This is a genomic window from Phenylobacterium sp., assembly GCF_965229015.1.
In the GTDB taxonomy this organism is placed as follows: domain Bacteria; phylum Pseudomonadota; class Alphaproteobacteria; order Caulobacterales; family Caulobacteraceae; genus Phenylobacterium.
The window spans coordinates 720487-740348 of the sequence record NZ_CBDDIM010000001.1 but is presented as its reverse complement, the minus strand read 5'-3'; the positions used below and the strand labels follow the sequence as shown (position 1 = coordinate 740348).

Sequence of the window (19862 nt, the reverse complement as noted above, 5' to 3'; positions counted from 1 at the left end):
GAGGATCGCGCCGGCCCCTTTTCGTCTTAGGCCGACTTCAGATTGACGGCGCTTTCCTTGCCGGAACGCTGATCGCGCTCCAGCTCGTAGGACACCGTGTCGCCTTCGTTCAGACCATTGAGGTCCGAGCGCTCGACGGCGGAGATGTGGACGAAGACGTCCTTGCCGCCGTCAGCCGGCTGGATGAAGCCGAAGCCCTTGGTGGAATTGAACCATTTGACAGTACCGGTCGCCATGACAGCCTCCGAGAAGTGCGTAGGCGCGCCGGAACAGCCCGGCGGCCATCGAGGTCTGAGAGGGTCGGCTTCGAAAGTTCCGCGCGCTGAGCGAGAGGGCTTAAGAGCGTTGCGCGGCAGAGATCGACGCAGGCCTTATGCGCCTAATGGCCGACATAGGCCAGACAATCCGCTGAACCCCGCGTTGCCCGCGATGACATGGGCGTGATAGGCCGCCCCCATGACTGACACCCCAGAGCCCACGCCCGAGGAATTGAAGGCCGAGCAACGCCGGAAATGGTTCGGCCGCATCCTGTTGATCGGCTTCGGCCTCCTGGTGCTGGCGCAGGTCATCCCGCTCATCCTGCGGTCCGGCGAGCTCGGCTGATCCCGCGCCGAACATTCGTTTGACAGGCCGCGCCGGCGCTCCGGTAAGATGTCCTCAATGACGCTGCGTAAGGCGTCGCGGAGGAACCTGCATGCGCCTGACCCAACCTCGGATCGCCCCGGTCGACCTGGATAAGCTGGACGAGGCTCAGGCCGAGATCCTGGCGCCGATGGTCGCCACCGGGCGCGTGCTCAACATCTTCCGCACCATGGTCAACGCCCCCAAGGCCGCCAAGGGCTTCCTGGCCTGGGGCAACTACGTCCTGTCGCGCCGCAACGACCTGCCCGGCCGCGAGCGGGAGATCGTCGTCCTGCGCATCGGCTATCTCTGCAAGGCCGGCTACGAGTGGACCCAGCACGTGCCCATCGGCCAGCGCGAGGGCCTCACCGCCGAGGAGTGCGAGCGCATCAAGGCCGGGGCCGAGGCCCCCGGCTGGAGCGCCGCCGACGCCGCCCTGCTCCGCGCCACCGACGAACTCCACAACGACCAGTTCATCACCAACGCCACCTGGGCCCAGCTGAAGGCCCATTTCACCGACAAGCAGTGCATGGACGTGGTCTTCACCGCCGGCCAGTACACCCAGGTCTCGATGATCCTGAACTCGTTCGGCGTGCAGCTCGACGAGGGCCAGACCCTCGACCCCGATCTGAAGGGGTTCTGAGTATGGCCGACCGCCTGCAGGGCAAGACCGCGATCATCGTCGGCGCCGGCCAGACGCCGGGCGAGACCATCGGCAACGGCCGGGCCATGGCCATCCTCTTCGCCCGCGAGGGCGCGCAGGTTCTCTGTGTCGACCGCCTCGGCGAGCGCGCCGAGGAGACCGCCGCCATGATCACGTCGGAAGGCGGCAAGGCCACGGCCTTCACGGCCAACGTCACCTCGGCGGCCGACTGCGACGCCATGATCCAGACGGGCAAGGCGCGCCTGGGGCGCATCGACATCCTGGTGAACAATGTCGGGATCGGCGGCGGCGACGGTCCCGCCCACCGGGTCGAGGAGGCCGCCTTCGACCGCATCCTCAGCGTGAACCTCAAGGGCATGTGGCTGACCATCAAGGCCGCCATCCCGGTGATGCGCGACCAGGGCGGCGGCGCCATCGTCAACATCTCGTCCCTGGCGGGGATCGCCGGGGGCAATCAGGTGGCCTACGAGGTCTCCAAGGCCGCGGTGAACCGCCTGACCACCAGCGTCGCCCAGTCCAACGCGGCGAAGGGCATACGCTGCAACGCCATCATGCCGGGCCTGATGGACACCCCCATGGCCGTGGCCGGCATCGCCCAGGCCAGCGGCCAGGAGCAGGAGGCCGTCCGCGCCGCCCGCAACGCCCGCGTCCCGCTCGGCGGCAAGATGGGCGACGCCTGGGACACCGCCTATGCGGCCCTGTTCCTGGCCTCCGACGAGGCCGACTTCATCACCGGGGCGATCCTGCCCGTGGACGGCGGCATGGGGAGCCGGATCGGATGATCCTCCAACGCAGAACCTTCCTGGCCGGGGCCGCGAGCCTCGCCGCCTCCCCCGCCCTGGCCGCGCCGGGGGTGGTCTATGTGAAGCTCACCACCCCGGACGGGGCGATCGTGCTGGCGCTGGACCAGGCCAAGGCCCCGATCACCGTGGCCAACTTCCTGCGCTATACCGACACCAAGCGCTATGACGGGGCCACCTTCTACCGGGCCTCGCGACCCAAGGGCTACACCGCCGACGACTACGGCTCGATCCAGGGCGGGCTGCAGAACGACCCGGCCAAGGTGATGAAGCCCATCGCCCACGAGCCCACCACCAGGACGGGCCTCTCCCATACCGACGGGGCCATCTCCATGGGCCGCTTCGCCCCGGGCAGCGCCACCTCGGACTTCTTCATCTGCGTCGGCGACAACACCTATCTGGACGCCAACCCCAAGGCCAAGGGCGACAACCTCGGCTTCGCCGCCTTCGGCCACGTGGTCCAGGGCATGGAGGTGGTGCGCAAGATCCTCGTCAAGCCGCGCTCCCCCACGGCGGGCGTGGGGGTGATGAAGGGCGAGATGCTGAAACCGCCGGTGCCGATCCTCAGCGCGCGCCGCACCACGGCGCCCGTCCCGAAGGTCGAGACGCCGCCGGTGGAGGCCGCGCCGACAGCGCCGGTTGCGACACCGGCGCCCGTCGGGCCTACGCCTTCGCCGGAGGCGGCGGCGCCCCAGGGCTGAGCCGCCGCTGGGCCAGCGCCGCGCAGGAGGCCTGGCCGATCGGCCCCTGCTCGTCATAGAGCCAGCATTCGCCGATCGCCACGCCGTCGGTGGCGTGATGGTCGGCGACCTCGAACCCGATCCACTCGGTGGCCGGCAGGCGGTGCAGATAGACCGTCACGTCGGAGTTGATGTAGCCCAGCCCCTCGGTGCTGGAATTGGCGAAGGGGCTGGAGAAGTCGGCCGCCAGGGACACCCGCTGGAAGGGCGTGAGCGGAACCCCCTCCACCATCTCGCGGACCTCGCTCATCCAGGTCTTGCGCGGGCCCGGCTGGCCAAAGCCGCCGGTGATCGGCCGCATGGCCCACATGCCGCCCATGCCCTGGCGCCCATCGGTCGGGGCCGGGATATCGGCCGGCCTGGGCGCGTCCCAGTCGGGGCGATGCCAGGACTCGCCCGGCGAATTCTCGGTGCGCTTCAGGAACTGCACCGAGGCGCGCGCCATGCTGACCCCGCCGGAGATGAACTCGGCGTCGACGACCCGGATGCGGTTGCCGTCGCGGATCACCGTGGTCTTGATCTCGATCGGATCGAAATTGGGCAGCCGGTACATGTCCACCGTCAGGCGGGCCGGCATGAAATCAGGGCTGCCGTGCTTGGCCTCGATCTCGAAGCCGAGCAGGCCGACGATGACGCGCCCGTGCAGGGACTGAGGATTCCAGGGGCCGCGGCAGGACGGTTGCGGGACGTAAAATTGACCGTCCCTTTTGAAAAAAGGTTCGTTTTGCATGGAGCGGGACCATGACGGATTCCCCCCGCGCGCGCGACTCCCGGTTCCCGTACCCCGGCCCAGAAATTCTAGGCCGGAACGTAGCTGGCCAGGTTGCGCCGGATGCGCTCCAGGATCGGGACGTCGGAGGGCGGCGCCTCGAAGGCCTGGCCGGTGATGGTCTCGAAGGCGCGGATATAGACCCGGGCCGTCTCGTCGATCATCTGCGCCGGTATCTCCGGGATCGGGTCCGTGTAGGGGTCGCATCGCTCGGCCACCCAGGAGCGCACGAAGTCCTTGTCGAAGCTCTCGGGCCGCTCGCCCTTGGCGAACAGCGCCGGATAGCTCTCCGCGAACCAGTAGCGGCTGGAGTCCGGGGTGTGAATCTCGTCGGCCAGGATGATGGTCCCGGCCTTGTCGACGCCGAACTCGTACTTGGTGTCCACCAGGATCAGGCCGCGGTCCGCCGCCATCGCCTGGCCGCGGGCGAACAGGGCCAGGGCGTACTGGCTCAGGGTCTCCCACTGCGGGGCGCTCAGCAGCCCCTGCTCGACGATCTGCGCCGGGGTCAGGGGGGCGTCGTGCTCGCCGTCGTTGGCCTTGGAGGTCGGCGTGATGATCGGGGTCGGCAGCACCTGGTTGTCGGCCATCCCGTCCGGCAGCCGGTGGCCGTACATCTCCCTCTGGCCCTGCTTGTAGAGGGTCAGGATCGAGGTCCCCGTGGTCCCGGCCAGATAGCCGCGCACCACGATCTCCACCGGCAGGATCTCCAGCCGCGTCCCCACCACCACATTGGGGTCGGGATAGGCCAGCACGTGGTTGGGGCAGATGTCCTTGGTGGCCTCGAACCAGAACTTCGCCGTCTGGGTCAGGACCTGGCCCTTGTAGGGGATCACCGCCAGGATGGTGTCGAAGGCCGACAGCCGGTCGCTGGAGATCAGCACCATGCGCCCGTCGCCCAGATCGTAGGTGTCGCGCACCTTGCCCCGATAGTGGTTGGGCAGTTCGGGAAGGATGGCGTCGGCCAGCACCTGGTCGGGGCGGGCGGGAAGCTGCGGTGTCATTGTCTGCCTATGCTGCGAAGACAAAGCGCCGTCCAGTTCGTATGATCATCGAACCCCGGAGGAACACCCCATGAAACGCCTGATCGCCCTCGCCGTCCTGGCCGCTGTCGCCGCCGCCACGCCCGCCCTCGCCGATCTCGCGGTGGGCGCCAAGGCCCCCGACTTCACCGCCCCGGCCTATCTGGCGGGCAAGCCCTTCACCTTCGACATGGCCGCGGCGCGCAAGAAGGGGCCAGTCGTGCTCTACTTCTTCCCCTCGGCCTTCACCGGCGGCTGCAATCTCGAGGCCCACCTGTTCTCCGAGGCCGCCGACGACTTCAAGGCCCAGGGCGCGACCCTGATCGGGGTCACCGCGGGCAAGGTCGAGCGCCTGGCCGAATTCTCCGCCGACACCACCACCTGCGGCGGCAAGTTCGCCGTGGCCGCCGATCCGGGCGCCAAGATCGCCAAGGCCTATGATTCGCCCATGAAGATGGCCGGCATGAAGGCCCCGGTGGACCTCTCGGCCCGCACCTCCTACGTCATCGCCCCCGACGGGACGGTCCTGCTGGCCTACGACAACATGAAGGCCGACGACCACGTCAACCAGACCCTCACCGCCCTGAAAGCCTGGAAGGCCAAGCAGAAGAAGTAGGCGCGAGGCGCGGGAAGGCTTGCGAAACAAGCGGTTTTCCCGTATCTGCCCGCCTCTTCACGGACGGCGGTCTCAAGTCGGAACGTAAAAGGCGCGGGAGCCTCCCGCGCGCCGCATTGAGATCCATCGTTTTCGCCGGGCTTCCGCCGTCGACAGCGCCGCCTCCACAACGGAAGAAGGAAAACATGGCGCTCTACGAGCACGTCGTTATCTCGCGGCAGGATATCTCGCCGCAACAAGCCGAAGCCCTCAATGACCAGATCAAGGCCCTCATCGAAGAGGGTGGCGGCGTGGTCGCGAAGATCGAGTACTGGGGCCTTCGCAACCTGACCTACCGGATCAAGAAGAACCGCAAGGGTCACTATTCCCTGATCTCCATCGACGCCCCGCCCCCGGCGGTGAAGGAAATGGAGCGCCAGCTGTCTCTCAATGAAGACGTGCTGCGCCACCTGACGGTCCGCGTCGAGGAGCTCGACCTCGAGCTCTCGCCGGTCCTGGCCCGTCGTGACCGCGATCGTGAGCGCGAACCGCGCCGCGAAGACAGCTTCCAAGCCTAAGAAAGGGAGGATCATCACATGACCGACGAAACCTCCGAAGCCACCACCGCCGGCGCGCCTGCCGCGGGTGGCCAGCGCCGCCCCTTCTTCCGTCGCCGCAAGGTCTGCCCGTTCTCGGGCGCCGGCGCGCCGAAGATCGACTACAAGGACGTGAAGCTGCTGCAGCGCTACGTCTCCGAACGCGGCAAGATCGTGCCCTCGCGCATCACCGCGGTGTCGGCCAAGAAGCAACGTGAGCTGGCCAAGGCCATCAAGCGCGCCCGCTTCCTGGCCCTCCTCCCTTACGTCGTGAAGTAGGGAGACAGGCACATGAAAGTCATTCTGCTCGAACGCGTCGAAGGCAAGGGCGCCCTGGGCGATGTGGTCACCGTAAAGGACGGCTACGCGCGCAACTTCCTGCTTCCGCGCAACAAGGCGCTCCGCGCCAACGCCGCCAACGTCAAGGTCTTCGAGGCCCAGCGCGCCGACATCGAGGCTCGCAACCAGAAGGCCAAGGAACAGGCCGCCAAGACCGGCGAAGGTCTGGACGGCACGTCCTACATCCTGATCCGTCAGGCGGGCGAAAGCGGCCAGCTCTACGGTTCGGTCTCCGGCCGTGACGTCGCCGACATCGTCAACGCGGCCGGCGGCAAGCTGGAACGCTCGATGGTGGCCCTCGACAAGCCGATCAAGACCCTGGGTCTCCACCCGGTGAAGGTCGTCCTGCACGCCGAAGTCGTCGTGACGGTGACCCTCAACATCGCCCGCAGCCAGGACGAGGCCGAGCGCCAAGCCCGCGGCGAGGACGTGATCAACGCTCAATTCGAGGAAGATCGCGTCGCGGCCGAGGAAGCCGCCCAGGACATGCTGGCCGGCGGCGCCGGTTCGCACGAAGGCGACTACGTCGAGAGCTGATCTTCGGATCGGACAATTCAAGATTGAAGACGGCGCGGGACACTCGGTCCCGCGCCGTTTTTCATGCCCGCCGTTGCAGAAATGTCATTTTCACGAGCAGCGGCGCCCCCTAGCTAGGCAGTCATAAGGGCCAAGCTAGAGCTTCGGGACCTCCCGGAGCAGAGGGGATAATATGCGCTACCGTACACTCCTGATCACCACGGCGTCCGCCGTAAGCCTCTGGGCCAGCCTCGCCGCCGCCCAGACCGCCCCCAAGACCCAGACCGAGGTCGAGGAGTTCGTCGTCACCGGCACCCGCGCGGTGGGCCGCACGCGGCTCGAGACCCTGGCCCCCGTCGACGTCATCACCACCGAGACCCTGCAGCAGCGCGGCACCACCGAGCTGGCCACGGCCTTGGCGACCACGGTGCCCTCCATCAACTTCCCGCGGCCGTCCAACACCGACGGCACCGACACCATCCGCCCGGCCACCCTGCGCGGCCAGGGCCCCGACCAGACCCTGGTCCTGGTGAACGGCACGCGCCGCCACGCCACGGCCCTGGTGAACACCAACGGCTCGGTGGGCCGCGGCTCGGCCGCCGTCGACCTCAACGCCATTCCCTCCACCGCGATCGAGCGCATCGAGGTCCTGCGGGACGGCGCCTCGGCCCAGTACGGCTCCGACGCCATCGCCGGGGTCATCAACATGCGCCTGCGCGAAGCCAGCAGCGGCGGCGGCCTGTCGGTCACCACCGGCGAGTACGTCACCAGCTTCGACGGCTTCTACGGCGGCAAGCGCGACCTCACCGACGGCCGAACCACCACGGTCTCCGGCTGGCAGGGCCTGACCCTGTTGGGCGACGGCTTCCTGACCCTCTCGGCGGAATACCGCACGCGCCAGAACACCAACCGCAGCGACGTCGATCCGCGCGTCACCCCGGTGCGCGTCACCTCGCGCTTCGGCGACGGCGACGCCGACGACCTGTCCTTCTACGCCAACGCCGGCAAGCCGCTGGGCGACACCTGGAACCTCTACGGCTGGTACGGCTACGAGCACCGCGACGCCTCGTCGGCGGCCACCTACCGCCTGCCCACCGACGCCACCCAGAACATCCCGTCGGTCTATCCCAACGGCTACCTGCCGCTGATCACCACCGACACCGAGGACAACAGCGCCGGCCTCGGCATCAAGGGCGAGTGGGCCGGCTTCAACGTCGACGTGAACCTGGTCTACGGCAAGAACGACATCGACTTCGGGGTACAGCACACCCTCAACCCGTCGCTGGGTCCGACCTCGCCCACCTCGTTCCAGGCCGGCGGCCTGACCTATGACCAGACCGTCTTCGGCGCCGACTTCAGCCGCGAGGTCGAGGTCGGGCTGGTGAAGCCGCTCAACGTGGCCTTCGGCCTCGAGGCCCGCCGCGAGAACTACAAGATCAACCCGGGCGAGCCCGGCTCCTACATCCGCGGACCCTTCACGACGCTGGCCCTGGGCTCGCGCGGCTTCACCGGCTTCACCCCCTCCAACATCGTCGACGTCGATCGCGACGCCGTCGGGGTCTATCTGGATCTCGAGGGCAACCTGACCGAGAAGCTCTCGGCCTCGGCGGCCGTGCGCTACGAGGACTATTCGGACTTCGGCGGCAACACGACGGGCAAGCTCTCGGCGCGTTACGACTTCACGCCGGAATTCGCGATCCGCGGTTCGGTCTCCACCGGCTTCCGGGCCCCGGCCCTGCAGCAGCAGTACTACACCGCCACCTCGATCCTCTACATCAACGGCGTGCCCTTCGAGACCGGCACCTATCCCTCGGTCAGTCCGGTGGGCCGCGCCCTGGGGGGCAAGCCCCTGGAGCCGGAGACCTCGGACAACTACGCCCTGGGCTTCGTCTTCCGGAAGGGCGCCTTCGAGCTGACGGTGGACGCCTATCAGATCAAGGTGAAGGACCGCATCGTCCTGTCGGAGACCCTCACCGGCAGCGCCACCGCCGCCCCCGGGACCAACGCCCGGATCATCTATGACCTGCTGTCGCCCTACGGCGCCTCGGCCGCCCGCTTCTTCATCAACGGCGTGGACACCGACACCAAGGGCGTCGACATCGTCGCCCACTACAAGATCGTCGACGACCAGGCCGGCACGTTCGACCTGACCGCGGCGGGCAACGTCAACGACTTCAGCGTCACCAAGACCCCCACCACCTCGGCCACCATCCTGCCGACCCCGGTCTCGCTCTTCGCCCGCCAGGCGACGCTGCGGTTCGAGGACGGCGCGCCCAAGCACAAGCTGACCCTGCAGGGCGACTGGAAGAAGGAGGGCTGGGGCGCCACCCTGCGCACCACCTTCTACGGCGACGTCCTGTCGCCGGGCACCCTGGCCGACGGCAGCGGTGACAGCCACACCGGCTCCGAGGGCATCGTCGACCTGGAGGGTCGCTACACCTTCCCGATGGGGGTGACCGTCTCGGTGGGCGCCGACAACCTCTTCGACGGCTACCCGCTGCAGATCGCGCCGAACCTCAACACCTCGGGCGCGGCGCCTTTCTCCTCCTTCTCGCCTTTCGGCTTCGGCGGGCGGTTCGTCTACGGCCGCCTGTCCTACAAGTGGTAGGACCAAGCCAACTCTGAGAAATGGAGCGGCGCGGAACCCCGGTTCCGCGCCGTTTCTCTTTTGTTCCAGATCTGCTAGGCTCCCGCGGTACCCAAAGTGAGGTCATCCACAGGCTGGGCCGTTACCTGTGAGTAGGGCTTCTCGCCGCACTGTTCCGGCCCCCTCGTTAAGCTATCAGTAACCCATGGCCCTCGTTCCCGCGCTCGACCTCCGCCCCGCCCACAACGACACGGCGATCCCCCACGCCCCGGCCAATATCGAGGCTGAACAGGCCCTGCTGGGCGCCGTCCTCTATGACAACGCCACCTTTGAGCGGATCGGCGACTACCTGCAGGCTCGACACTTCTACGAGCCCTTCCACGCCCGCCTCTACGCCGCCATCGAGACCCACGTCCGCAAGGGCCAGCTGGCCGAGCCGATCCTGCTGGCCGAGCAGTTCAGCCGCGACCCGGCCTTCGAGGAGCTGGGCGGCATCCGCTACCTGGCCGACCTGGTGGACCGCGCCCCGCCCGGCGCCAACGCCCCGGACTATTCCCGCGTCATCTATGACCTGGCCCTGCGCCGCGACCTGATCCGCATCGGCGGCGACATCGCCCAGGCGGCCACCGCGCCCGAGGACGACCTTTCGGCCCGCGACCAGATCGAGGCGGCCGAGCAGCAGCTCTACGCCCTGGCCGAGAGCGGCGGCCAGAGCCAGGGCTTCGTGCCCCTGTCGGAGGCCCTGCACGGCGCCGTCACCATGGCCGCCGAGGCCCACAGCAGAGACGGCGGCCTGGCCGGCCTCTCCACCGGCCTGATCGACCTGGACCAGAAGCTGGGGGGCCTGCATCCCTCCGACCTGCTGATCCTCGCGGCCCGCCCCTCCATGGGCAAGAGCGCGCTCGCCGTGAACATCGCCTTCCATGTGGCGCGCAACTACGCCTGGGAGCCGCAGCCGGACGGCACCAAGAAGACCGTCAGCGGCGGGGTGGTGGCCTTCTTCCAGCTCGAAATGTCCGCCGACCAGCTGGCCATGCGTATGCTGGCCGACGTCTCCGGGGTGTCCGGCGACCGCCTGCGCAAGGGCGAGATCGACGCCGTGGAGTTCGGCCGGGTGCGCGACGCGGCCCTCGAGATCCAGGACGCCCCCCTCTATATCGACGACACCGGCGGCATCACCATGGCCAAGCTGGCCGCCCGCGCCCGGCGCCTGAAGCGCATGGTGGGCCTGGACCTGATCGTGGTGGACTACCTCCAGCTGGTCACCATCGGGCCCGGCAGCAAGGTGGACAACCGGGTGCAGGAGGTCAGCGCCATCACCCAGGGGCTCAAGACCCTGGCCAAGGAGCTCTCCGTCCCGGTCATCGCCCTCGCCCAGCTCTCCCGTCAGGTGGAGAACCGCGAGGACAAGAAGCCCCAGCTCTCCGACCTGCGGGAATCCGGCTCCATCGAGCAGGACGCCGACTGTGTGATGTTCATCTACCGGGAGGAATACTACCTCTCCCGCACCGAGCCCCGGGAAGGCACGCCCGAACACCTCACCTGGCAGGACCAGATGGACCAGGTGGCCGGCCTGGCCGAGGTGATCATCGGCAAGCAGCGTCACGGCCCCATCGGCACGGTGAAACTGTCCTTCAACTCCGACCTCACCAAGTTCGGCAACCTGGCCCGCGACCACAGCCGCTACGACCAGCAGCAGCGCGACTGAGCCTTTCCCTTCCGCCTGCCAGCCTCTAAGGGAGCGCCAATGGCACTCCCCTCCTCCGCGCGTCTGACCATCGACCTCGACGCCCTGGCCCACAACTACGGCGTCCTGCGCGCCCAGGCCCCCGGCGCGGAAGCCGCTCCGGTGGTCAAGGGCGACGGCTATGGCCTGGGCGCCGGCCCCATCGGCCGCCGGCTGTGGGCCGAGGGCGCCCGCAGCTTCTTCGTCGCCCGCCTCACCGAGGGCGAGGCCCTGCGCGCGGCCCTGGGCCCGGAGCGCCGGGCGACCATCTATGTCCTGGACGGCATGACCAGCGGCACGGCCCCACGCCTGTTGGCCGCCGACCTGACCCCGTCCCTCACCAGCGTGCCGCAGATCGAGGCGGCCGGCAGCTTCGCCTCGGGCCTGGGCCGGCCCCTGGCCGTGGCCCTGCACGTCGACACCGGCATGAACCGCCAGGGGATCACCCCGGACCAGGCCGTGGCGCTCGCCCAGTCCCGCGACCGCCTGGCCCACCTCGACGTCGGCCTGGTGATGAGCCACCTGGGCTCGGCGCCCGAACCCCAGAGCCCGCGCAACGCCCGCCAGCTCGAACGCTTCGCCGCGGTCCGCAAGCTGTTCCCCGACGCCCGCGCCAGCTTCGCCGCCTCGGCCGGCATCTTCCTCGGCGAGGCCTACCGGTTCGAGATGGTCCGTCCCGGCGTCAGCCTCTATGGCGGCGGCCCCGAGGAGCGCCCCGATGCGCGCCTGAAGGCGGTGGCCACCCTGGAGGCCCCCATCCTCGACATCCGCAACATCGAGGCCGGCGAGACCGTCGGCTACGGCTCCAGCCGCGTCGTCGACCGCCCCACCCGGGTGGCGGTGGTGGCCGCGGGCTACGCCGACGGCCTGGTGCGCGCCGCCAAGGCGACGGGCCACGGCTGGTACGCTGGCGCGCCGCGCCCCTTCCTCATCGTCACCATGGACCTGATCCTGGTGGAGATCGGCGACACCCCCGCCGGCCTGGGGGACATGGTCGAACTCATGGGCCCCAACGCCCACATCGACGACCTGGCCGCCGCCGCCGGCACCGTGGCCCACGAATGCCTGGTCCGCCTCAGCCCCCGGGCCGAACGGGTCTATCTCGGGGAAACCTGAGCCGCGGCCCCAGCCACACGTCCCAGCCAACATGCCGCGTTAACTCTACCTAAGGTTTGACCAACTGATTCGCGTTAGCTAGTTGTTAAGCTTGCGTGCCTGGTAGGGGCCGCCGCGTGGGGGGCGTTCCGGGTCATGACTGACTTTTCCGGTACAAGCGGCAACGACACCTTCACGGGCGGGCTTGTTGAAAACACCGCTTCAGGCGGGGCCGGAAACGACCAACTGACCGGAGGCGGCTACGGCGACGTCCTGGCAGGCGGCTCGGGAGCCGACACCCTCGATGGCGGCGCGGGGGTAGACTGGCTGTACAGCGGCGACGCCTCGCCAGGCTTCCAGTTCCCCTACTACGGCAACGCCTATGTTCTCCCACAACTCGATACCGGCGTCGAGGTCGACAGTCTGCAGGGTGGCGATTTCGGCGACATGCTGTTTGCGGGTTATGGCGACAACGTCGACGGGGGGGCCGGGGAAGACGCCCTATTCATCAGCTTCCAGGGCGCACCCGCCGGTGTGGCTTTTGAAGCTGGCCCCGGCATCCATGTGGTCGGCGGCGGCGTCATCAAGAACATCGAGATTACGCGCTACATTCAGGGCAGCCAGTTCGGGGATAATCTGAGCCATCAGAACGCTACGGGATCTGGCCTTTTCATTTCTGGAATGGACGGCGACGATACGCTCACCGCCGGATACTATTCTTCAGGCTTGTTTGGAGACTCCGGCAACGACCTGGTCGATGGGCGACAAAGTCAGTATCTCCAGTTCGTAGACGGCGGAGACGGTAACGACACGCTATACGGAACCTATCTCACCGGTGCGCAGGCAGTCGGCGGCGCAGGCGACGACCTGATCTATGCCGCGCAGGCCTACGGGGGGGCCGGCAACGACGTCATCGACATGCAAAGGCCGAACTTCGCCGGCTGGGCGTCCGGCGACGAGGGCGACGACAGGATCACGGGCGCCAACGTCGGAAATAGGATCGCGGGCGGTATTGGCGCTGATGTGCTGACTGGCGGCGATGGCGAGGACTTCCTGTTCTCCGCCAATTTCTCGGGCGTCTACAACGACCCCGCCGACGACATGGGGCTGGAGCACGACCAGATTTCGGCCGGCGGCGGCAATGACGTCCTGGCCATCGGGTTCGGCGACGACGCCGATGGCGGCGGCGGGACCGACACGCTGCGGCTGTCCTTCGGCGGCCTGGGCTACGGCGTCACCTTCAACACCGCCGGCATCGCCGCCGGCAGCCCGTACACCATCGGCGGCGGCGTCATCCAGAACGTGGAGAGCCTGGTCTATCTGCGCGGCACCGACTTCGCCGACAACCTGAACCTGGCGACCCAGAGCGTGATGCTCACCGTGAACGCCGGCGGCGGCGATGACGTCATCACCTCCAATTCCAGCTCCGCGTCCGTGATGGGCGGCGATGGGGACGATCGCCTCGTCAGCGGGCCGGCCGGCGACTATTTCAACGGCGGCGCCGGGCGCGACACCATCGACTACAGCGGCGTTGGGTCGGCGATCAGCGTCAGCCTCAGGACCGGCGTCGGGGTCGGGGGCGACAGCCTGATCAGCGTCGAAGGGATTATCGGCGCCAGCTTCAACGACACCCTGACAGGGACGGCCACCGGCAGTTCGCTGTCGGGTGGCGCCGGGAACGACCGGTTCGAGATCGGCGCCCAGGACTCCGCGTCGCTGGGGACCGGCGCCGACCTGGTCTATGTGACGGCGGGAACCCACTCCGCGAGCGCCCAGGCCAATGTGGTGACCGTCACCGGCTGGTCCGCCGACGACCAGCTGCAGTTCGGCGCCGCCACCGGCGCCTATACCGAGACGACCGCCACCACCTATGCCGGCGCCGTCCAGGCCGCCGAGGCCCAGGCCGCGGCGGGGTACAACTTCGTCTCCGTCCAGGTCGGCTCCGACGTCTACGTCTTCGGCCAGCCCACCAGTGGCCGCCTCCATTTCGACGACGCCGTGCGGCTGGTGGGGACGGACCTGAATGCGGTCTCCGCCGCCAATGTGGGCCTGCCGGGCCCCTTGGAGACGCCCCTTCCCCCGCCCGCCCCGCCGACGACTCCGCCCCCGCCGACCACCCCGACCACCCCCACGTCGCCATCCTCCGGCGACCCGGCCCTTCCGGCCGCGCCCTCGGCGGGCGTCGGCGGCGCCAGCGGGACCATCGCCGGCGACATGGACCACATGCACCTGACCTATGTGCTGGACGCCATCATCACGGACGGTTCGAACAGCTTCGTCACGGCGAGCCTGGGCGACATCTCCCTGCGCCTGACCGGGTTCAACTTCGCCCTCGACAACAACGGCCAGTTGGCTGGCGGCATCGCCACCTCGATGTCCTATTCCTACGGCGCGGCCCACGGCGGACCCTTCTCCCTGTCCCTGGCGACCCCCCAGGTGGCGCTCACCACCCTTGCGGCCTGGTCTCTCACCGACGCCACCTCGACCTTCTTCAACACGGTCCTGGCGGGCGGCGACCGCGTCGGCGGCGGCGTGGGGGCGGACCTGCTGCGCGGCTATGGCGGTAACGACCTGCTCTACGGAAACGGCGGGTCTGACACCCTTTGGGGCGGCACGGGGAACGACGTCCTCTATGCCGGCGGATCGTCCGGCGGCGCGACGGGGCCCCTCGGCTCGACCTACCTGCGCGGCGAGGAGGGGAACGACTACATCCTCGGCGGCGCCGGCTTCGACGACATCAACGGCAACCAGGGCGACGACGTGCTCTCCGGCGGCCAGGGCGACGACTGGGTGGTGGGCGGCAAGGACAACGACCTGCTGTTCGGCGACGCGGGCGGGGACGTCGTCTACGGCAACCTGGGCAATGACACCCAGTTCGGCGGCGACGGCTTCGACTGGGTGCGCGGCGGCCAGGGCGATGACAGCCTGAACGGCGGGGCCGGCGACGACTGGATCTGGGGCGATCGCGGCGACGACACCGTGGCCGGCGGCGCCGGCGCCGACACCTTCCACATCTTCACCGGCGGCGGCCTCGATCGGGTCACCGACTTCAACGCCGCCGAGGGCGACCGGGTGGTCATCGACTACGGGACCTACGCGGTTTCGCAGGTCGGGTCCGACACCGTCATCGACCTCGGCGGCGGCGATCGGATGGTGCTGGTGGGCGTCACCGCGTCGGCCCTGCCCACGGGATGGCTCACCGCCCTCTGAGATCGCGCGAACGGCGGCGGGCCCGAGCCCCGCGTTGACTCGCATACATGCGTCAGATATTTCTGACACATGAAATGGAATTGCCGGATCGTTCGGCGTCTCCAGCCTGTCGAGAACGCCATGACCGCCCGCACCCTTGAGACCCACCCCAACCTCTATGCCCGGCTGGCCGGCGCCATCTACCTGCTGGTGATCCTGTTCGGCGGCTTCTCGGAGGGGTTCGTCATGAGCAGCCTGGTGGTCTCCGGAGACCCTGCGGCGACGGCCCACAACATCCTCGCCTCGCCGGACCTCTGGACCCTCAGCGTGGCGGGCAACCTCATCGTGCCGCTGATCGCGGTGGCCCAGCTCTGGATCGAGTACCTGCTGCTGCGGCCGGTGAGCCGGAACCTCGCCCTGCTGTTCCTGCTGTTCAACCTGGTCTCCCTGGCCGTGGAGTGCGTCAGCAAGCTGTTCCTGCTGATGGTGGTCCCGATCCTGCGCCGCGCGGACGGCGCCTTCGATCCCGGCCAGATCCAGGCCCTGGCCGGCCTGGCCCTCACCGCCCACGACATCGCCTTCCACATCACCCTGATCTTCTTCGGCTGCGCCTGCCTGGTCAGCGGCTTGCTGATCTTCCGCTCGGGCTACCTGCCCCGCCTCGTGGGCCTGCTGATGCAGGCGGCCGGCGCCAGCTACCTGATCGCCGCCTTCGCCCAGCTGTTCGCCCCGGCCTTCGCCGCCCAGATCACCCCGGCCATCCTGCTGCCGGCCCTGGTGGGCGAATCCTCGCTCTGCCTGTGGCTGCTGCTGAAGGGCGTGAACCTCCGGGCCTGGACCGCGCGGCTCGCCCAGAACGCCTAGGGCCTCGGGACGTCGCGCTCGGCGACGACCGCCTTCCCGCGACGGGGTTTGTTCCCTATATGTACCGGCGCGCCGCCGATCCGCCGCCGCCTCGCGGCGTTTCGGGTTAGTCTGCGCCGACCCCGAATCAGGAGACCCCATGGCCCGCGACGGCGCCGTCTATGTCTGCCAGACCTGCGGCGCGACCCAGTCCAAGTGGGCGGGCCAGTGCCCGGCCTGCCTGGCGTGGAACTCGCTGGTGGAGGAGGTCCAGAGCCGCCCCCCCGGCGCGCTGGCCCCCAGCCGCGGCAGCCTGCGCGGCAAGGGCCTGCCCTTCCAGGGCCTGCAGGAACACACCCCGGCCCCGCCCCGCATCCTCACCGGGGTCGGGGAGTTCGACCGCGTCTGCGGCGGCGGGGTGGTGCCCGGCTCGGCCATCCTGGTGGGGGGCGACCCCGGGGTGGGCAAGTCCACCCTGCTGCTGCAGGTGGCCGCCTTCGCCGCCCGCCGCGGGTCCAACTGCGCCTACATCTCCGGCGAGGAGGCCGTGGAGCAGGTCCGCAGCCGCGCCCAGCGCATGGGCCTGGCCGACGCCCCGGTCCGCCTGGCGGCCGAGACCTCCCTGCGCGACATCGTCGAGGGCCTGAAGCGCGAGAAGTTCGACCTGGTGGTGATCGACTCCATCCAGACCCTGTGGAGCGACGCCCACGAGGCCGGCCCCGGCTCCGTCACCCAGGTCCGCGCCGCCACCGGCGAACTGGTGCGTCTGGCCAAGAAACAAGGCGTGGCGGTCATCCTGGTGGGCCACGTCACCAAGGAGGGGACCATCGCCGGCCCCCGGGTGATCGAGCACATGGTGGACGCCGTCCTCGCCTTCGAGGGCGAGCGCGGCTACCCGTTCCGCATCCTGCGCGGGGTCAAGAACCGCTTCGGGGCCACCGACGAGATCGGGGTCTTCGAGATGGGCGACGCCGGCCTGGCGGAGGTGAAGAACCCCTCGGCCCTGTTCCTCGACACCTCCGGCGAGCGGGCGGCCGGCGCGGCGGTCTTCGCCGGCATCGAGGGCTCCCGGCCCGTCCTGGTGGAGTTCCAGGCCCTGGTCGCCCCTTCGGCTTACGGCACGCCTCGCCGGGCGGTGGTGGGCTGGGACACGGGCCGGCTGAACATGGTCCTGGCGGTGCTGGAGGCGCGCTGCGGCCTGGGCCTCGGCAATCGCGACGTCTATCTCAACGTGGCCGGCGGTCTGCGCATCAGCGAGCCGGCGGCCGATCTGGCGGCGGCGGCGGCGCTCGCCTCCTCGGCCCTGGACGTCGCTTTGCCCCAGGACTGCGTGGTGTTCGGCGAGGTCAGCCTGTCGGGGGACGTGCGTCCTGTCAGCCGCATGGATTCCCGTCTGAAAGAAGCCGCAAAGCTCGGTTTTAAAAGGGCTTTCGGGCCCTCCGACGTCGATGGCGGGCCTCTGAGGATGACCGGCGTGGCCCGCCTGGGCGACGCCATCCGCCGCATCGGCGACGGCGATTGGGATTAGACGGCTTGCCCTGGTTCGACATCGTCGTGCTGTCCATCCTGCTGGCCTCGGCGGGGATCGGATTCTACCAGGGCGCGGCCCGCGAGATGGTCGCGGTGCTGTCCTTCCTGATCGCCGCCGTGGTGGCGGTCTATGGCCTGCGCTTCACCGGCCCCCTGGGCCGGGCGATGGTCGATCCCGACTGGGCGGGCATGGCCGGCGCCATCGTGGCCACCTTCGTCCTGGTCTACGGCGCCCTGCGGCTTACGGGCGCAGGGCTTGCGCGACGCATCCAGGAGACTCAGATCCTGGGTCTGCTGGACCGGACCGTCGGCCTCGGCTTCGGACTGATCCGCGCCTTCGTGGTGCTGGGAGCATTCAACCTGGCCTTCAACGCCGCCACCCCGCCGGAACTTCGGCCCAAATGGATGACCGGCGCGGTCTTCTATCCGATGACCACGGCGGCCGGTCAGCTTCTGAAGGCCTTCGCGCCGCGCGGCCTGGACATGGCCAACAAGCTCAAGCCCGCGGTTTCCGAGGCGGTTCGTGACGGTTCGGCGAAGGCCCCGCGTGACTCTGGCGACGGTCGCGGCTATGACGCCCGCGATCGCGGCAGTATCGACGATCTAGTGGAGAAATCCCGATGAGCCAGACTTCGGATCGATGGCGACAGGTTTCCCGCGATCCGGATGATGACACGCCCCGCCTGGAGTGCGGCGTGTTCGGCGTCTTCGACACCGAGGGCGCCTCGGCCATCACGGCGCTGGGGCTGCACGCCCTGCAGCATCGCGGGCAGGAAGCCTGCGGCATCGCCAGCTTCGACGGCCTGGGCTTCCACACCGAGCGCCATATGGGCCATGTCGGCGACGCCTTCGCCGGCGGCGACCTCATGGACCGCCTGCCCGGCGTCTCGGCCATCGGCCACACCCGCTATTCCACCGCCGGCGGCAGTTTCATCCGCAACGTCCAGCCGATGTTCGCCGACCTCGAGGCCGGCGGCCTGGCCATCGCCCACAACGGCAACCTCACCAACTTCCTGACCCTGCGCCAGCAGCTGGTGGCCGAGGGCGCGATCTTCCAGTCCACCTCGGACTCCGAGGTCATCCTCCACCTCATCGCCCGCTCGCGCCGCGCCCGTCTGGTGGACAAGTTCATCGACGCCCTGTCGCGCATCGAGGGCGGCTACGCCCTGGTGGCGCTGTCCAACAAGAAGCTGATCGGGGTGCGCGATCCCCTCGGCATCCGCCCCCTGGTTCTCGGCGACCTGGACGGCAAGCCCGTCCTGGCGTCCGAGACCTGCGCCCTCGACATGATCGGCGCCACCTTCGTCCGCGACGTCGAACACGGCGAGATGGTGGTCATCGACCACGACGGCATCGAGTCCCTGCGCCCCTTCCCGGCCGCAAAGGCCCGTCCCTGCATCTTCGAATACGTCTATTTCGCCCGCCCCGACTCGGTCGTGAACGGCCGCTCGGTCTATGAAGTGCGCAAGCGCATGGGCCGCAGGCTGGCCATGGAGAGCCACGTGCCGGTGGACGTCATCGTCCCCGTCCCCGACTCCGGCGTCCCCGCCGCCCTGGGCTACGCTCAAGAGGTCGGCATTCCCTTCGAGATGGGGATCATCCGCAATCACTATGTCGGCCGGACCTTCATCCAGCCGACCCAGGGCGCCCGCGAGAACGGGGTGCGCATGAAGCTCTCCCCCAACCGCTCGGTCCTGGCCGGCAAGCGGGTGATGCTGATCGACGACTCCATCGTCCGCGGCACCAACTCCGTCCGCGTCGCCCGCATGGTCCGCGAGGCCGGCGCCGCCGAGGTCCACCTGCGCTCGGCCTCGCCGCCGATCATGTGGCCCGACTACTACGGCATCGACATGCCCGACCGCGACAAGCTGCTGGCCGCCAACCATACCGTCGAGGAGATCGCCAAGATCCTCGAGGTCGACTCCATGGGCTACCTATCGGTGGACGGCCTCTACTGGGCCATGGAATCGGCCCCGCGCAATCCCGACGAGCCGCAGTTCACCGACCACTACTTCACCGGCGACTATCCGACCCGCCTGCTGGATCGCGAGATCGCCGAGGGCCGCAACGAGACGGCCGAGCGCCAGCTGTCGTTCCTGGTCGACGCGTGAGTCCAGGACTCAGATCCTCCCCCAGCGCGCAGCGCGGATTGGGGGAGGTGGCGCGCGTCGGCAGACGCGTGACGGAGGGGGCCGACGCCCACAAACGAGAGTCAGAGTCCCCCTCAGGC

The 19862-nt window shown here is 68.9% G+C and carries 19 protein-coding genes; 16 read left to right on the top strand and 3 right to left on the bottom strand.

Annotated features, from left to right (window positions below; genetic code table 11):
* Positions 1 to 26: 26 nt before the first annotated feature.
* Positions 27 to 236: a cold-shock protein gene (locus tag ACO06I_RS03670; protein WP_304697132.1), complete on the bottom strand. Its 210-nt coding sequence runs from the start codon at positions 234 to 236 to the stop codon at positions 27 to 29.
* Between the two features lie 220 nt (positions 237 to 456).
* Here ACO06I_RS03670 and ACO06I_RS03665 point away from each other — a divergent pair, with 220 nt between their 5' ends.
* The 4 genes from ACO06I_RS03665 (at position 457) to ACO06I_RS03650 (ending at position 2786) form a co-directional block, all read left to right on the top strand.
* Positions 457 to 603 carry a hypothetical protein gene (locus ACO06I_RS03665; RefSeq protein ID WP_421931255.1) on the top strand — a complete coding sequence of 49 codons (147 nt, stop codon included), beginning with the start codon at positions 457 to 459 and terminating at the stop codon, positions 601 to 603.
* Positions 604 to 694: 91 nt separating this feature from the next.
* Positions 695 to 1264 carry a carboxymuconolactone decarboxylase family protein gene (locus ACO06I_RS03660; protein ID WP_421931254.1) on the top strand — a complete coding sequence of 190 codons (570 nt, stop codon included), beginning with the start codon at positions 695 to 697 and terminating at the stop codon, positions 1262 to 1264.
* A 2-nt stretch (positions 1265 to 1266) separates the two neighbouring features.
* Positions 1267 to 2067, top strand: a complete 801-nt coding sequence (locus ACO06I_RS03655) for an SDR family NAD(P)-dependent oxidoreductase (RefSeq protein WP_421931253.1) — start codon at positions 1267 to 1269, stop codon at positions 2065 to 2067.
* Positions 2064 to 2786 carry a peptidylprolyl isomerase gene (locus ACO06I_RS03650; RefSeq protein WP_421931252.1) on the top strand — a complete coding sequence of 241 codons (723 nt, stop codon included), beginning with the start codon at positions 2064 to 2066 and terminating at the stop codon, positions 2784 to 2786. The genes ACO06I_RS03655 and ACO06I_RS03650 overlap by 4 nt, the downstream gene beginning before the upstream one ends.
* On the opposite strand, the gene ACO06I_RS03645 is transcribed toward ACO06I_RS03650, so the two are convergent.
* Together ACO06I_RS03645 and ACO06I_RS03640 are read right to left on the bottom strand one after the other, a co-directional pair.
* On the bottom strand, positions 2749 to 3555 hold the full coding sequence (locus ACO06I_RS03645) for a thioesterase family protein (RefSeq protein WP_421931251.1): 807 nt from the start codon (positions 3553 to 3555) through the stop codon (positions 2749 to 2751). The two genes, ACO06I_RS03650 and ACO06I_RS03645, sit on opposite strands and share 38 nt — an antisense overlap.
* A 68-nt stretch (positions 3556 to 3623) precedes the next feature.
* Complete coding sequence (locus tag ACO06I_RS03640) at positions 3624 to 4598, bottom strand: phosphoribosylaminoimidazolesuccinocarboxamide synthase (RefSeq protein WP_421931250.1); 975 nt, start codon at positions 4596 to 4598, stop codon at positions 3624 to 3626.
* A 70-nt stretch (positions 4599 to 4668) separates the two neighbouring features.
* Here ACO06I_RS03640 and ACO06I_RS03635 point away from each other — a divergent pair, with 70 nt between their 5' ends.
* From ACO06I_RS03635 to purF, 12 genes are all read left to right on the top strand, one after another.
* Entirely contained in the window at positions 4669 to 5232 is a 564-nt protein-coding gene (locus ACO06I_RS03635; RefSeq protein ID WP_421931249.1) for a peroxiredoxin, read from the top strand.
* A 185-nt stretch (positions 5233 to 5417) separates the two neighbouring features.
* A complete protein-coding gene (gene rpsF, locus ACO06I_RS03630; protein ID WP_421931248.1) occupies positions 5418 to 5789 on the top strand; it encodes a 30S ribosomal protein S6 in 372 nt (123 codons plus the stop codon).
* 18 nt (positions 5790 to 5807) lie between these two features.
* The gene (gene rpsR, locus ACO06I_RS03625; RefSeq protein ID WP_215340908.1) at positions 5808 to 6086 is read left to right on the top strand and encodes a 30S ribosomal protein S18; all 279 of its coding nucleotides are present in this window, start codon (positions 5808 to 5810) and stop codon (positions 6084 to 6086) included.
* 12 nt (positions 6087 to 6098) lie between these two features.
* Positions 6099 to 6683: a 50S ribosomal protein L9 gene (rplI, locus tag ACO06I_RS03620; RefSeq protein ID WP_421931247.1), complete on the top strand. Its 585-nt coding sequence runs from the start codon at positions 6099 to 6101 to the stop codon at positions 6681 to 6683.
* 172 nt (positions 6684 to 6855) lie between these two features.
* Complete coding sequence (locus ACO06I_RS03615; RefSeq protein WP_421931246.1) at positions 6856 to 9270, top strand: TonB-dependent receptor plug domain-containing protein; 2415 nt, start codon at positions 6856 to 6858, stop codon at positions 9268 to 9270.
* 184 nt (positions 9271 to 9454) lie between these two features.
* Complete coding sequence (locus ACO06I_RS03610) at positions 9455 to 10957, top strand: replicative DNA helicase (protein WP_421931245.1); 1503 nt, start codon at positions 9455 to 9457, stop codon at positions 10955 to 10957.
* 39 nt (positions 10958 to 10996) lie between these two features.
* The gene (alr, locus tag ACO06I_RS03605; RefSeq protein WP_421931244.1) at positions 10997 to 12091 is read left to right on the top strand and encodes an alanine racemase; all 1095 of its coding nucleotides are present in this window, start codon (positions 10997 to 10999) and stop codon (positions 12089 to 12091) included.
* Between the two features lie 135 nt (positions 12092 to 12226).
* Positions 12227 to 15280, top strand: a complete 3054-nt coding sequence (locus ACO06I_RS03600) for a hypothetical protein (protein WP_421931243.1) — start codon at positions 12227 to 12229, stop codon at positions 15278 to 15280.
* Positions 15281 to 15400: 120 nt separating this feature from the next.
* Positions 15401 to 16123, top strand: a complete 723-nt coding sequence (locus ACO06I_RS03595) for a DUF4386 domain-containing protein (RefSeq protein ID WP_421931242.1) — start codon at positions 15401 to 15403, stop codon at positions 16121 to 16123.
* A 139-nt stretch (positions 16124 to 16262) separates the two neighbouring features.
* Positions 16263 to 17630 (top strand): DNA repair protein RadA, encoded by a 1368-nt coding sequence (radA, locus tag ACO06I_RS03590; RefSeq protein WP_421931241.1) that lies wholly within the window; start codon positions 16263 to 16265, stop codon positions 17628 to 17630.
* A gap of 5 nt (positions 17631 to 17635) precedes the next feature.
* Positions 17636 to 18256 (top strand): CvpA family protein, encoded by a 621-nt coding sequence (locus ACO06I_RS03585; RefSeq protein WP_421931240.1) that lies wholly within the window; start codon positions 17636 to 17638, stop codon positions 18254 to 18256.
* The gene (gene purF, locus ACO06I_RS03580; RefSeq protein ID WP_421931239.1) at positions 18253 to 19743 is read left to right on the top strand and encodes an amidophosphoribosyltransferase; all 1491 of its coding nucleotides are present in this window, start codon (positions 18253 to 18255) and stop codon (positions 19741 to 19743) included. The genes ACO06I_RS03585 and purF overlap by 4 nt, the downstream gene beginning before the upstream one ends.
* Positions 19744 to 19862: the final 119 nt, after the last annotated feature.

Coding starts and splice junctions, on each gene's coding strand:
- ACO06I_RS03595 (WP_421931242.1), top strand. CDS start 15,401: ATGACCGCCCGCACCCTTGAGACCCACCCCAACCTCTATGCCCGGCTG.
- alr (WP_421931244.1), top strand. CDS start 10,997: ATGGCACTCCCCTCCTCCGCGCGTCTGACCATCGACCTCGACGCCCTG.
- ACO06I_RS03600 (WP_421931243.1), top strand. CDS start 12,227: ATGACTGACTTTTCCGGTACAAGCGGCAACGACACCTTCACGGGCGGG.
- rplI (WP_421931247.1), top strand. CDS start 6,099: ATGAAAGTCATTCTGCTCGAACGCGTCGAAGGCAAGGGCGCCCTGGGC.
- ACO06I_RS03655 (WP_421931253.1), top strand. CDS start 1,267: ATGGCCGACCGCCTGCAGGGCAAGACCGCGATCATCGTCGGCGCCGGC.
- ACO06I_RS03665 (WP_421931255.1), top strand. CDS start 457: ATGACTGACACCCCAGAGCCCACGCCCGAGGAATTGAAGGCCGAGCAA.
- radA (WP_421931241.1), top strand. CDS start 16,263: ATGGCCCGCGACGGCGCCGTCTATGTCTGCCAGACCTGCGGCGCGACC.
- purF (WP_421931239.1), top strand. CDS start 18,253: ATGAGCCAGACTTCGGATCGATGGCGACAGGTTTCCCGCGATCCGGAT.
- ACO06I_RS03660 (WP_421931254.1), top strand. CDS start 695: ATGCGCCTGACCCAACCTCGGATCGCCCCGGTCGACCTGGATAAGCTG.
- ACO06I_RS03610 (WP_421931245.1), top strand. CDS start 9,455: ATGGCCCTCGTTCCCGCGCTCGACCTCCGCCCCGCCCACAACGACACG.
- ACO06I_RS03670 (WP_304697132.1), bottom strand. CDS start 236: ATGGCGACCGGTACTGTCAAATGGTTCAATTCCACCAAGGGCTTCGGC.
- ACO06I_RS03615 (WP_421931246.1), top strand. CDS start 6,856: ATGCGCTACCGTACACTCCTGATCACCACGGCGTCCGCCGTAAGCCTC.
- ACO06I_RS03635 (WP_421931249.1), top strand. CDS start 4,669: ATGAAACGCCTGATCGCCCTCGCCGTCCTGGCCGCTGTCGCCGCCGCC.
- rpsF (WP_421931248.1), top strand. CDS start 5,418: ATGGCGCTCTACGAGCACGTCGTTATCTCGCGGCAGGATATCTCGCCG.
- rpsR (WP_215340908.1), top strand. CDS start 5,808: ATGACCGACGAAACCTCCGAAGCCACCACCGCCGGCGCGCCTGCCGCG.
- ACO06I_RS03640 (WP_421931250.1), bottom strand. CDS start 4,598: ATGACACCGCAGCTTCCCGCCCGCCCCGACCAGGTGCTGGCCGACGCC.
- ACO06I_RS03650 (WP_421931252.1), top strand. CDS start 2,064: ATGATCCTCCAACGCAGAACCTTCCTGGCCGGGGCCGCGAGCCTCGCC.
- ACO06I_RS03645 (WP_421931251.1), bottom strand. CDS start 3,555: ATGCAAAACGAACCTTTTTTCAAAAGGGACGGTCAATTTTACGTCCCG.